Origin of the sequence: Roseovarius sp., assembly GCF_048262375.1 — a bacterium.
In the GTDB taxonomy this organism is placed as follows: domain Bacteria; phylum Pseudomonadota; class Alphaproteobacteria; order Rhodobacterales; family Rhodobacteraceae; genus Roseovarius.
Window position 1 is genome coordinate 57,577 of sequence record NZ_JBLXFE010000006.1, and the last position, 12,334, is coordinate 69,910.

Here is a 12,334-nt window from a genome sequence, read left to right on the forward strand (position 1 = left end):
GGTGCGGGCGATCTGGGCGGGCTGTGTGGCGCTCATGCTGCTGGCTTCTCCGCTGCGGGCTGGCGAGATTGACCGGTTGATGGTGGCGTTGAAGTTTGCCGAGACCGTCGAGATCATGCGCGCTGAAGGGCTGCGCTATGGCGGCGGTGTCGGTGATGAGATGCTGAGCGAGGCGGAGCGCGCCCGCTGGGACCGGGTGGTGGACCGTGTCTATGATGTCGAGCGGATGCTCGTCCGGGTGCAGACCCGGTTTGCCGAGGCGATGGAGGAGACAGATACCGCCCCTCTGCTTGGGTTCTTTGAGGGGCAGGGGGCTGAGGTCGTGGCGCTGGAAATTGCCGGGCGGCGCGCGCTGCTGGATGATGCCACCGCTGCCGTGGCAAAGGCGCGCTATGCCGAACTGGCCGCCGATGGTGCGCCGCTGGTGGACAAGGTCACCACGCTGATCGCCGAAAGCGATCTGATCGAGCGCAATGTCGCGGGGGCGCTAAATGCCAATCTGGTATTCTATCGCGGATTGGCGGATGGCGGTGGACTGACCCTCAGCGAAGACGAAATGCTGGCCGAGATATGGGCGCAGGAAACCGAAATGCGTGACGAGACACGCGACTGGATGCAGGCCTATCTGACGATGGCCTATCAACCGTTGTCCCAAGAGGTGCTGGACGCCTATATCGCGCTCTACCGCAGCCCTGCGGGCAGGCAGTTGAATCACGCGCTTTTCGCCGCGTTTGATGCGATGTATGAAGAGTTGTCCTATCAATTGGGTCGGGCCACCGCTTTGGCGATGGAAGGCGAGGATTTATAGGCGGTTTGGCGTGGTTTTGCCGGGCTTGCCCTTGACTCTGAGGGCGGAGTTTGGCAATAGCGCGCAACCCGGCGGGATGATCTTGCCGGGTTTGTCTTTGATATACACCCCAAAAGGGGCGCAGTTCGAGGTGGCCCAAGGGCCGAGAACACCCGGAATATCCGGGGACCACAGAGCGCGGAGAGAAAAGGAAGAGCCCATGTTTGCGGTCCTCAAGACCGGTGGCAAGCAATACAAGGTGTCGTCAGGCGACATGCTTCGTGTTGAGAAACTTGCAGCGGACGCCGGTGAGAAAGTTCAATTCAACGAGATTCTGATGCTGGGCGGCGACGCACCGGTGATCGGTGCGCCCTTTGTTGCAGGTGCTGCCGTGCAGGCCGAAGTGGTCGATCAGGTCAAGGGCGACAAGGTCATCAATTTTGTGAAGCGTCGCCGTAAGCACGGCTCGCAGCGTACCCGTGGTCACCGTCAGCAATTGACGTTGCTGCGCGTGACCGAAATCCTTGAGAGCGGCGCGGATGCAACTGGCGTGAAAGCAGCTGTCGGAACCGGATCGGCAGCCCCTGTTGCCGTCGCCAAGCCGGCCAAGAAATCTAGCGCCAAAGCGGCGGCTGGTGGCGATGATCTCAAGCGTCTGTCGGGCGTGGGCCCCGCGCTTGAGAAGAAGCTGCTTGAGGCCGGTGTGACCACCTTTGCCCAAGTCGCGGCATGGACGGAAGCCGATGTTGCTGCTATGGACGAGAAACTGTCGTTCAAGGGCCGTATCGAGCGTGAAGGCTGGATCGAACAGGCCAAAGAGCTGGCTAAAGGCTAAGGAGAGACCAAATGGCACATAAAAAAGCAGGCGGTTCATCCCGTAACGGGCGCGACTCTGATGGTCGTCGTCTTGGTGTAAAGAAATATGGCGGCGAAGCTGTCGTTTCTGGGAATATCCTTGTGCGTCAGCGCGGGAACAAATTCTGGCCGGGCCTGAATGTTGGCGAAGGCAAGGATCACACCCTGTTTGCTGTCGCGGAAGGCGCCGTAAAGTTCCACAAGGGCCTCAAGGGCCGCACCTTTATTTCGGTTCTGCCAGTGGCGGAGGCCGCTGAATAAGCCGTCCTGAGGGTTTTGTAAAACAAGGGGATCGGCGACATCGCCGGTCCCTTTTTTCGATTTTGTCTCTGTCGGAGCAAAATTCTGGTGACCGAGTTGCACAATCGCGCGAGCGTGCCGTTGTGCTGTGGTAGGGAGAGCCCATCTACTTGCCATGACGTGGGCGCTGATCGGAGGAGTAGGCGCATGAAATATGAAATGATCCTGAAGCAGCCAGTGATTGTGGCGGAACGGTTCGATCTGCGACCGCTGCGGGTATCTGACGCGGGGCTGATTGGCCTGAATGCCGGGGACGAGCGCGTGGCGCGTTTCACCCGCAGCATTCCGCATCCGCTGCCGCCCGGCGCAACCGAAGGGATGATCGCGCGCGCGCTGTCCGAGGATCGGGCTGAGGACATATGGGCAATTGATGGCACCAAGGCGGGGGGCTCTGAGGTGATGGGGTTGATCCGCCTTGAGCGGGTGGATGCCGGGCAGTCCGAGATATCCTATTGGGTGGTCCCGGCCTATTGGAATACTGGCGTTGCCTCGGCGGCAGTAGAAGCACTGCTCGCGGCCAATCCGCACAGTGCGCGCACGATCTTTGCCTCGGTGTTTCAGGACAACGCCGCCTCGGCACGGGTCTTGACGAATTGTGGGTTTCAGTATCTGGGGGATGCCGAGGCGTATAGCGTCGCGCGCGGTTCCAAGGTGCCGACCTGGACATATAGCAAAAAAATGATCTGAGGCCCGACGGGGCCTTTGCGTAAGGACGGCATATGAAATTTCTCGATCTCGCAAAGGTCTATATCCGCTCTGGCGGCGGGGGTGCAGGCTGTGTCAGCTTTCGCCGGGAAAAGTTCATCGAATACGGTGGACCCGATGGGGGTGACGGTGGCAATGGTGGCTCTGTCTGGGCGGAAGCCGTAGATGGGCTCAATACATTGATTGATTTCCGCTATCAGCAGCATTTCTTTGCCAATAGCGGCACGCCTGGCATGGGCCGTCAGCGCACAGGCGCCAGCGGTGACAACATCGTGTTGCGCGTACCGGTGGGCACCGAAATCCTCGACGAGGATATGGAAACGGTGATCGCCGACATGACCGAGGTCGGGCAGCGCGTGTTGCTGGCGCAGGGTGGCAACGGTGGCTGGGGTAACCTTCATTTCAAGACCTCGACCAATCAGGCCCCACGGCGCGCCAATCCGGGCCAAGAGGGTGTCGAGCGCACGATATGGCTGCGGCTCAAGCTGATTGCCGATGTCGGTCTTCTAGGGCTGCCCAATGCGGGCAAATCCACGTTTCTTGCCGCAACTTCCAATGCGCGCCCCAAGATTGCGGATTACCCCTTTACCACGCTGCATCCCAATCTGGGCGTTGTGGGTGTGGACAATGTGGAATTCGTGGTAGCCGACATTCCGGGCCTCATCGAAGGTGCATCCGAGGGGCGCGGCCTTGGGGATCTCTTTCTGGGTCATGTAGAGCGTTGCGCGGTGCTGTTGCATCTGGTCGATGGCAGTTCTGGCGATCTGGTGGGTGACTATCAGACCATCATCACTGAATTGGAGGCCTATGGTGGCGGCCTCGCCGAGAAACCTCGGGTAACGGTGCTCAACAAGGTAGACACGTTGGACGCCGAAGAGCGCGAGTTTTTACGCGAAGAGCTGGAAGCGGTTTGTGGCACGCCGGTGTTGTTGATGTCAGGTGTTTCCGGCGAGGGCGTGACGGAAGTGCTGCGTGCGCTACGCGCTCGTATCGACGCCGACCGCCTGCGCCACAAGGTAAGTGACGAGGACGAAGAAGACGCACCGTGGCAACCGTAACTGACGCGAAACGGCTGGTGGTCAAGATCGGCTCGGCCCTATTGGTGGACCGGGTCACGGGCGCTCTTCGCGCCGATTGGCTGGCCGCTCTGATTGAAGATGTTGTTGGTCTGAGGCAACGCGGCATAGATGTGATCCTTGTCTCATCCGGGTCTATTGCGCTCGGGCGGCGGGTTTTGGGCTTGCCGCAAAGCGAGTTGACGCTGGAGCAATCGCAGGCGGCTGCGGCTGTTGGGCAAATCCGGCTGGCCGGGGCCTATGATGCGGCGCTTGGGGCGCATGGGCTGACGGCAGCACAGGTTCTCGTGACGCTGGAAGACAGCACTGACCGCCGTCGCTATCTCAATTCCCGCGCCACGCTGGAGCAGCTGTTGCGGCTTGGGGCGGTGCCAATCGTCAATGAGAATGACACCGTCGCCACCGACGAAATCCGCTATGGTGACAATGATCGGCTGGCGGCGCAGGTGGCGGTTACAGCGGGCGCGGATCAGTTGATCCTGCTCAGTGATGTGGACGGATTCTATTCCGCCAATCCCGCCCAGGATGCGACCGCGCGCCGGTTCGATGTGGTTGCGGCGATCACCCCCGAGATCGAGGCGATGGCCGGTGATGCGGTGTCCGGCCTGAGCAAGGGCGGCATGAAAACCAAGCTGCTGGCGGCTAAAACCGCCACAGCAGGTGGTTGTGTGATGGCGATCACCCAGGGCGATGTGTTGCATCCGATCCGGGCGTTGACCGAGGGCGCGGCAGCCACTTGGTTTCTGGCCCAAGGCGATCCGCAGCAAAAGCGCAAGGCCTGGATTGCAGCGATGAAACCCAAGGGGCGGGTCATCGTCGATGCGGGGGCTGCGCGCGCCCTGTCGGCGGGCAGCAGCCTGCTCTCGGCCGGGGTAACGGGTGTCACGGGGCGTTTTGGCCGGGGGGACCCGGTCGAGGTTGTAGACGAGGACGGGCGCAGTCTCGGGCAAGGCCTGACGCGCTATGACGCGCAGGATGCAGACCGGATCAAGCGGCTGCGGTCGGATCAGATCGAGGCAGTTCTGGGTTATCCTGCACGCGGGCCCTTGATGCATCGCGACGATATGGCATTCTGACACGCGGGAGGGCAGCGGATGAAGGACCAGACAGAGATTACCGCGCTGATGGCCGAGATTGGCACGCGCGCGCGGATGGCGGCGGCGGACCTCGCGATTGCGGATGCCGCGACCAAGCGCATGGCGCTCGAGGCGGCGGCTGATGCCGTTTGGGCTGGGCGCGCTGACATCATGGCTGCAAATGCGCGTGATCTGGCCTATGGGCGCGACAAAGGGCTGTCAGACGCGATGATGGACCGTCTGGCGCTGGATGAAGGCCGTATCCAAGGAATTGTGGATGGGCTGCGGGCTGTGGCGGCTCAGGATGATCCTGTGGGCGAGGTTTTGGCCGAATGGGACCGGCCAAGTGGTTTGCATATCCGCCGGGTGCGCACGCCCTTAGGAGTTATCGGGGTGATTTATGAAAGCCGCCCCAACGTGACCGCGGATGCTGGCGCGCTTTGCGTAAAATCCGGCAATGCGGTGATCCTGCGCGGTGGTTCAGAGAGTTTTCATTCATCGGGTGCGATCCATGCCTGTCTCGTGGCGGGTCTCAGGGCGGCGGGGCTGCCTGAGGATGCGATCCAGTTGGTGCCGACGCGGGACCGGGCGGCGGTCGAGGTTATGCTGACCATGACCGACACGATTGATGTCATCATTCCGCGCGGAGGCAAAGGGCTTGTGGGTCTCGTACAGCGCGAGGCACGGGTGCCGGTTTTTGCCCATCTTGAAGGAATTGTGCATATCTATCTGGATGTTAACGCGGACCCGGCCAAGGCGCTTCGGGTTGTTCTCAACGCCAAGACCCGGCGAACGGGGATTTGCGGGGCCGCAGAATGTCTTCTTATCCACCGCGATATCGTCGATGATATTGGTCAGGGCGTGGTGCGTGCCCTGATTGATGCAGGGGTCGAGGTGCGCGTCGATGCAACGCTGCAAGCGATCGCGGGCACGGTGACGGCTGGCGATGACGATTGGGGGCGCGAGTATCTCGACAGCATCATCGCCGTGAAAGTGGTTGAAAACATTGACGAAGCCATCGCGCATATTCGACGCTATGGCTCAAACCACACCGATTGTATTGTCACCGAAGACGACGCGGCGGCGGCACGTTTTTTTGCCCGCCTCGACAGTGCGATCCTGATGCGCAACGCCTCTACCCAGTTTGCCGATGGCGGTGAATTTGGTATGGGGGCCGAAATCGGCATCGCCACTGGCAAAATGCATGCCCGTGGTCCGGTAGGAGCGGCGCAGCTGACCAGTTTCAAGTATATCGTCGAAGGCGATGGTTCAATCAGAAGCTGACACGCAACTCGGTCTCTGTCAGGTGCTTTTCGATTTGTGATTCTAGAGATTTAAGGCATTGTTCTAGAACCATAAAGTGGATCTGAGAGGGTATGGTCTCTGGCCATGATACAACACCGGAGAGTGCATCCCATAGCGCGTGATCGGGCATCAGGCGCGAAGAGGTGGCGGTGATCTGCCAGCTGTCGTGTGGATGGGACACGGTGAGCGTTCCCCCATAGGGCAAGGCCTGTTCGACGCAGAGAATGGTTAACAAGAGCGCCTGCGCCACGGGGCTGGGTATGTCCTTGGTGAGGTGCAGATCAAGGGTGATCCGTCCCTCTGCATGCACAGCGTCAAGGATGTCTTGAATGTCTTGCGCGCGGATGATCTGATCCGCCTCTGTAGGACCAAAAGCCAGCCGAAAGAGCCGCATCCGCGCCAGAGCCTGAGCCGCAGACGTCCTGATCAAGGCCATTTCTGCGCTGTCTGGAGCGCCGGAAAGTTGTAACAATTCCAAGCCATTGGCGATAGCTCCCAAGGGGCTGACAAGATCGTGGCAGATACGCGAGGCTATCAAAGGGCCGAGAGGCTGGCTATGTTGTGTCATTGGGGCGTCCTAGGCGGGAAATGGCATGACGGATATGAATTCGATACTGGAGCCGGGAATGCTGGTGGTGCATCCGCAACGGCCGGATTGGGGAACAGGACAAGTGCAATCGAACATAGGTGGGCGGATTACCGTTAACTTTCGCGAAGAGGGTAAAGTGGTGATTGATGGCTCGCGGGTCGAGCTGATACCTGTCCTTGATCCCTGATCCAGGTTAGTAAAAGGTTAACAGCCGCCTGCGTCTGCGACCAGCCGGATCGTTGCACTTGGCTGTGCTCTTGCCTACAACGCGCCCAGATCACAGAGTCGAGGCCAATGACTGCCAGCGCCCCTATATTTCGTGTGAAACTGGCTGAAACGCCTGAGGAGTTGCGGGCCGCGCAACGGTTGCGCTATGAGGTGTTTGTCGAAGAACTGGGGGGCGATGGACCTCTGGTTGACCACGCGGCGCGGCTCGAATGCGACCGGTTTGACCCATTTTTTGATCACCTTCTACTTCTTGATGACTCAAAAAATAGTTGTGTTGCAGGTGTTTACAGGCTTCTTCGGGACGATCAGGCCGCAAGGGCAGGACAATTCTATTCCGAGGATGAATACGACCTGACGGCACTCAAAACCACTGGGCGGCGGTTGATGGAACTGGGGCGATCCTGTCTTGCAAAACCCTATCGAGGTGGGCCGGGCATGTTCCATCTCTGGAATGGTTTAGGGCGCTATGTTACGGATTATAAAATAGAAATCCTGTTCGGGGTGGCGAGTTTCCACGGAACGGATATTGCCCAGTTGGCGCAACCATTAAGCCTGTTGCATGACCGGCACCTCGCGCCTGAGGCGTTGCGTGTGCGGGCACGGAATGAACATTTTCAGAAGATGGACTTGATTTCAAAGGATAATCTTGATGTCCGCAGCGCGATGCGACAAGTGCCTGCCCTGATCAAAGCCTATCTGCGGCTTGGGGGGTATGTGGGCGACGGGGCCTTTGTTGATCATGAGTTCAACACTACGGATGTATGTTTGATTCTTGATACGGATCGTTTGACGGAAAAACAAAAAAGTATTTATCAACAAGGTATTGTGACGTGAAGCTCAGATGGCAGTCTGATGTGCCAGCGCCAGAGTTCAGGCTTACCGCAGCAGGGATGATGCGCCTCCTTTGGCGTGGGGCGTTGATTTTTAGCGTTCTTTTTCTGGGTGTTATGGTCTCGGTGGGATTGCGACTGATGGAGCGGCCCTTGCATGGGCTGAATCGTCCTTGGACGCCTTATATCACTCAGTGGGTTTGCCGGGGCGTATTTTTGATTCTGGGCATGCGGCATGAGGTGGTGGGGGTCCCGATGCCTGCCGCTGGAGCTGTGGTCGCTAACCATGCGTCATGGCTTGATATTTTCGCGCTCAATGCGCGCAAGCGCGTGTATTTTGTCTCGAAATCAGAGGTGGCAAGCTGGCCGGGAATTGGCGCTCTGGCCAAGCTGGTGGGCACGGTATTTATCACGCGTGATCCGAAAGAGGCAAAGGCGCAAACGGAAATCTTTGAAGCCCGGTTGCTGGCGGGGCACAAGCTCTTGTTCTTTCCTGAGGGAAGCTCAACCGACGGGATGCGTGTTTTACCTTTTAAATCAACGCTTTTTCAGGCGTTCTTTAGCAAAAAACTACAGCATGAAATTCATGTTCAGCCGGTTTCGGTGATCTATGAGGCACCCGTTGGGGAGGATTCACGATTCTATGGCTGGTGGGGGGATATGACCTTTGGCGGGCATTTGATGCGGGTTCTGGCGGTGCGGCGGCATGGCAAGGTGAGGGTTATCTATCATCCTTTTGTAAAGGTGGATGAATTTGGCAATCGCAAAGCGTTGGCCGCATGGGCGGAGGATCAGGTCAGGGGCGGAATGCCGGAGGACCGTCAGGGCCGGTGAATGTGTACAAGGCGTACAGGGTGTACGCGCATTGTGTCCACACCACCGGCCCAGTCACGTTAACCCATGGCGGCGATGAAACGCCCCAAGGCTGCGGCTGGATCTTCCTCACGCCAGATCTCGTTACCGAAGGCGAGGAAATCGGTGATCGCTGCCAGTTGAGCGACGAGGCTTTCATCAAGCGCACCTTCGGCCACCACCGGCAATTCGATCACTTTCGACCACCAGTCGAACACCTCTAGGTCCACGCAGTTGCCGTCGTTCAGCGGGGTCGCCCCAATCGGCCCAAAACTGATGTAATCGGCGCCGGCCTCGCCTGCGGTCATGCCGTCGTGGCGTGAGGTGCCACAGAAACAGCCAACAATGGCGTCCTCTCCCAATGCCTTGCGCGCGGCCCGCACCGAACGGGCGGCGTCGGGCAGGTGCACACCATCAAGGCCGTGCGGTTCAACCAGCATCAGGTGGCTGTCGATCACGAGAGCCACATCGCGGGCGTGGGTCACTTCACGGCAGGCATCGGCGGCACGTGCAATGCGGTCTTCGTCGCGGCTGGCGAGTTCGAGGCGCACGCAGGCAACAGGATGGCTGTCGAGAACGCGGGCGAGGGTCTCTGGAAAGACACTCAGTTCAAACTCGGGCGGGGTAATGAGATAAATCTGCGGCTGCTCGGTTTCGGCCATTGGGGCGCTCCTGATAGATTTTTGCCCCTATAGCGCGGAAAGACAGCTTTGACCATTGTGTTGAGTGGCGGTGGCGTGGCTGTCTTCTTGGGGGAAATCCGCAAATTCGCCAAAGAGAGCTATGCTCTGCGGGGGAGGTTGGGGTGCAAATGCCCCTAGCAACCCGTTGGGTCGGTCTCTATCTTGGTGGTAACAGGAAAAGGGGCGGTTTTTGGCAATTGCAGGTCTGGCAGAAGGTGTGGTGCGTGGCTTCGAGGGCCTGAGTGACCGCGTCGGGCAGGCGTTCTTTGAGCCGGTGATCCGCGTGGGGGTGACGGGGCTTGCGCGGGCGGGCAAGACGGTGTTCATCACCTCGCTCGTTGCGAATCTGATGGACAGGGGGCGGATGCCGGGCCTCTTGGCACAGAGCGAGGGGCGCATTCTAGCGGCTTATCTGCAACCGCAACCGGATGTCACCCTGCCACGATTCGAGTATGAGGCGCATCTGGCCGCGCTGACCGGCCCCGCGCCGCATTGGCCTGAGAGCACGCGGTCGGTCTCGGAGTTGCGCCTGTCACTCAGGGTGCGGCCTGCGGGGCTGTTGGCCGGGGTGACGGGGCCGCGTGTCGTGCATCTGGATATCGTGGATTATCCGGGAGAGTGGTTGCTTGATCTGGCTCTGATGGACAAGAGCTATGATCAATGGGCGGCTGAGGTCCTGGGGCGTCTTGAGGATCGGGCCGAAGCGGCGGCCTATTTGGGGCAACTGCGGCAGGTGGATGGCACCGCACGGCTGGAAGAGCCGGTGGCGCAGGCCTTGGCGGCGAGCTTTACCGGCTATCTGCACGCAGCGCGGCAGGCGGGGTATTATGACTGCACGCCGGGGCGGTTCATTCTGCCGGGGGATCTGGCCGGGTCGCCGGTGGTGACATTCGCGCCGCTGCCCGAGGGCAAGGCCGGTCGCGGCAGTCTGCGCGCCGAGATGGCGCGGCGCTATGACGCCTATAAGCGCGAGGTGGTCAAGCCATTCTTTCGCGATCATTTCGCCCGGATCGACCGGCAGGTGGTTTTGGTCGACGCGCTGGATGCGATTCACAAGGGTCCGCAAGCGGTGGAGGATATGCGCCGGGCGATGGCGGATATTCTGGGTGCGTTCCGGCCCGGCCGCAATGCCTTGCTCACGCAATTGCTGCTGGGGCGGCGGGTGGAGCGCATTCTGTTTGCCGCGACCAAGGCGGACCATTTGCATCATGCACAGCATGGGCGTTTGACCGGGATCATGGCCGCGCTGTTACGGGAGGCGCGGGATAGGGCGGAATTTGCGGGGGCCACGACGCAGTCTATGGCGCTGGCCGCCTGGCGCGCGACGGTCGAAGAGCGGGTCAACCACCACGGCGAAATGCTTGACTGTGTGCGGGGGCGATTGCTCGATACCGGGCGACAGGCGGCGTTTTACGCGGGTGATCTGCCCGAGGATCCGGGGCAATTGCTTGGTCCTGCGCGGGCCGGGGCGAGCGAATGGCTGGGGCAGGATTATGAGGTGATGCGGTTTGCACCGGCACCGCTTAACCTGCGGCCCGGCGAGGGGCCTCCGCATATCCGGCTGGACCGGGCAGCGCAGTTTCTGATTGGTGACAAGCTATGAGAACGGCGCGGGCGCGGGTCTGGCATCTGCCGCGTCTAGCGGTGATCCTCTGGGGGTTCACCCGCGTCACGCCATGGTTGCCACAGGTGCGCAGCCGCCGCGAGGATTTGCGGGTTTTGGCGCGTGTGATCTGGCGAGGCTGGGTGCGCGTGATCCATCAGAATGGCCGGGTGGCCGGGTTTTGTGTGCGTGATGGCGAGGTGTTGCACGCGCTTTACGTGCATCCGGCGCTGCGGGGGGGCGGCCTTGGCCGGGTGCTCTTGTCCGAGGCCAAGTCTGAGGCGGGCGTGCTGCGTCTCTGGGTGCTTGAGGCCAATGCAGCAGCGCTGCGGTTTTATGCGCGGCACGGGTTTGCCGAGGTGGCGCGCAGTGTTGGACTGGGCAATGACGAGGGGTTGCCGGATATCCTGATGGTCTGGTTTGGTGAGGGAGAGGGCGCATGAGGGGCAACAAGGCCAAGGGGCCGGTTCTGATCGAGTTGGACGAGGCCGCCGCAGAGGGCCCGGATCGTGCGCCGCCTGTACCCGAGCCTGCCGCAGCACCCGAGGGGCGGGCGATGCGGGCGGTGATTGCACAGGGCGCGCGGGGAGGGCGGTCTTGGTTGGGGCGGCTTTTTTGGTCACTGGCGCTTGGGTTGATGGGGGCTGCGGTGTCGGTGGCGGCGTGGGATTTCGCCGCCCGTATGATCGCGCGGGTGCCGGTGCTGGGCTATGGCGTGGCGGCGATGGGGTTGGGGTTGCTGGTTGTGGCCGCAATGATCGCCTTGCGGGAGGTGGCGGGGTTTGCCCGGTTGGGGCGGCTCGATGCCTTGCGGCGGGCGGCCGGGGAGGCGTTGATGCAGGGAAATCTGGAGGCGGCGCGGGGCGTCGTGACACGGCTGCGCGCGCTTTATGCGGTGCGGCCCGAGGCCGCGTGGGGTCTGGAGCGGCTGGCGGAGCGCGAGGCGGAGCAGTTTGACGCCGAGGCCTTGTTGGGGCTGGCGGAGGTCGAGGTTCTGGCCCCGCTCGATGCGCTTGCGGTGCGCGAGGTGGAAGCCGCGGCACGGCAGGTGGCGATGGTCACGGCGTTGGTGCCTCTGGCGCTGGCGGATGTAGTGGGGGCCTTGGTGGCCAATCTGCGGATGATCCGGGCGGTGGCCGAAATATATGGCGGGCGCGCGGGGGCCTTGGGCAGTTGGCGGCTGGCTCGGGCGGTGATGGCGCATCTCTTGGCCACGGGGGCCGTGGCGGTGGGCGATGACCTGATCAGCAGCGTGGCGGGCGGTGGGGTTCTGTCGAAAGTGTCGCGGCGGTTTGGCGAGGGTGTGGTCAATGGCGCGCTGACGGCACGGGTGGGCGTGGCTGCGATCGAAGTCTGTCGCCCGCTGCCGTTTCAGCGCGGGCGCCGGCCTTCGGTGACAGGGTTGGTGCGGCGTGCGCTGACCGGGTTATTCGGGCAGGGGTAAG

At 61.2% G+C, this 12,334-nt stretch carries 15 protein-coding genes; 13 read left to right on the forward strand and 2 right to left on the reverse strand.

Annotation, left to right across the window (positions count from 1 at the left end; translation table 11 throughout):
* The first annotated feature begins 1 nt into the window (after nt 1).
* The 7 genes from ACN0SW_RS08545 (at nt 2) to ACN0SW_RS08575 (ending at nt 6,083) form a co-directional block, all read left to right on the forward strand.
* Nucleotides 2-808 carry a DUF2059 domain-containing protein gene (locus ACN0SW_RS08545; RefSeq protein WP_417727495.1) on the forward strand — a complete coding sequence of 269 codons (807 nt, stop codon included), beginning with the start codon at nt 2-4 and terminating at the stop codon, nt 806-808.
* Between the two features lie 199 nt (nt 809-1,007).
* Nucleotides 1,008-1,622: a 50S ribosomal protein L21 gene (locus ACN0SW_RS08550; protein WP_417727496.1), complete on the forward strand. Its 615-nt coding sequence runs from the start codon at nt 1,008-1,010 to the stop codon at nt 1,620-1,622.
* 11 nt (nt 1,623-1,633) lie between these two features.
* Nucleotides 1,634-1,903 (forward strand): 50S ribosomal protein L27, encoded by a 270-nt coding sequence (gene rpmA / locus ACN0SW_RS08555; protein ID WP_417727497.1) that lies wholly within the window; start codon nt 1,634-1,636, stop codon nt 1,901-1,903.
* Nucleotides 1,904-2,089: 186 nt separating this feature from the next.
* Nucleotides 2,090-2,629: a GNAT family N-acetyltransferase gene (locus ACN0SW_RS08560; protein WP_417727498.1), complete on the forward strand. Its 540-nt coding sequence runs from the start codon at nt 2,090-2,092 to the stop codon at nt 2,627-2,629.
* 32 nt (nt 2,630-2,661) lie between these two features.
* On the forward strand, nt 2,662-3,705 hold the full coding sequence (gene obgE, locus ACN0SW_RS08565; protein ID WP_417727499.1) for a GTPase ObgE: 1,044 nt from the start codon (nt 2,662-2,664) through the stop codon (nt 3,703-3,705).
* Nucleotides 3,693-4,799, forward strand: coding sequence for a glutamate 5-kinase (gene proB / locus ACN0SW_RS08570; protein WP_417727500.1), 1,107 nt, complete (start codon nt 3,693-3,695; stop codon nt 4,797-4,799). The genes obgE and proB overlap by 13 nt, the downstream gene beginning before the upstream one ends.
* Nucleotides 4,800-4,817: 18 nt before the next feature.
* Entirely contained in the window at nt 4,818-6,083 is a 1,266-nt protein-coding gene (locus ACN0SW_RS08575) for a glutamate-5-semialdehyde dehydrogenase (protein WP_417727501.1), read from the forward strand.
* On the opposite strand, the gene ACN0SW_RS08580 is transcribed toward ACN0SW_RS08575, so the two are convergent.
* Entirely contained in the window at nt 6,073-6,672 is a 600-nt protein-coding gene (locus ACN0SW_RS08580; protein WP_417727502.1) for a histidine phosphotransferase family protein, read from the reverse strand. The genes ACN0SW_RS08575 and ACN0SW_RS08580 overlap by 11 nt on opposite strands.
* Nucleotides 6,673-6,697: 25 nt before the next feature.
* On the opposite strand from ACN0SW_RS08580, the gene ACN0SW_RS08585 reads away from it, so the two are divergent.
* From ACN0SW_RS08585 to ACN0SW_RS08595, 3 genes are all read left to right on the forward strand, one after another.
* On the forward strand, nt 6,698-6,880 hold the full coding sequence (locus tag ACN0SW_RS08585; protein ID WP_417727503.1) for a DUF3553 domain-containing protein: 183 nt from the start codon (nt 6,698-6,700) through the stop codon (nt 6,878-6,880).
* A gap of 107 nt (nt 6,881-6,987) precedes the next feature.
* On the forward strand, nt 6,988-7,755 hold the full coding sequence (locus ACN0SW_RS08590) for a GNAT family N-acetyltransferase (RefSeq protein WP_417727504.1): 768 nt from the start codon (nt 6,988-6,990) through the stop codon (nt 7,753-7,755).
* A gap of 56 nt (nt 7,756-7,811) precedes the next feature.
* Nucleotides 7,812-8,585 (forward strand): lysophospholipid acyltransferase family protein, encoded by a 774-nt coding sequence (locus tag ACN0SW_RS08595; protein ID WP_417727505.1) that lies wholly within the window; start codon nt 7,812-7,814, stop codon nt 8,583-8,585.
* Nucleotides 8,586-8,644: 59 nt separating this feature from the next.
* On the opposite strand, the gene ACN0SW_RS08600 is transcribed toward ACN0SW_RS08595, so the two are convergent.
* Nucleotides 8,645-9,265 (reverse strand): thiamine phosphate synthase, encoded by a 621-nt coding sequence (locus ACN0SW_RS08600; protein ID WP_417727506.1) that lies wholly within the window; start codon nt 9,263-9,265, stop codon nt 8,645-8,647.
* Nucleotides 9,266-9,476: 211 nt separating this feature from the next.
* On the opposite strand from ACN0SW_RS08600, the gene ACN0SW_RS08605 reads away from it, so the two are divergent.
* The 3 genes from ACN0SW_RS08605 to ACN0SW_RS08615 are packed head-to-tail and all read left to right on the forward strand — an operon-like array spanning nt 9,477 to nt 12,333.
* Nucleotides 9,477-10,889, forward strand: coding sequence for a YcjX family protein (locus ACN0SW_RS08605; RefSeq protein WP_417727507.1), 1,413 nt, complete (start codon nt 9,477-9,479; stop codon nt 10,887-10,889).
* Nucleotides 10,886-11,332, forward strand: a complete 447-nt coding sequence (locus ACN0SW_RS08610) for a GNAT family N-acetyltransferase (RefSeq protein ID WP_417727508.1) — start codon at nt 10,886-10,888, stop codon at nt 11,330-11,332. The genes ACN0SW_RS08605 and ACN0SW_RS08610 overlap by 4 nt, the downstream gene beginning before the upstream one ends.
* Complete coding sequence (locus tag ACN0SW_RS08615; RefSeq protein WP_417727509.1) at nt 11,329-12,333, forward strand: YcjF family protein; 1,005 nt, start codon at nt 11,329-11,331, stop codon at nt 12,331-12,333. The genes ACN0SW_RS08610 and ACN0SW_RS08615 overlap by 4 nt, the downstream gene beginning before the upstream one ends.
* Nucleotide 12,334: the final 1 nt, after the last annotated feature.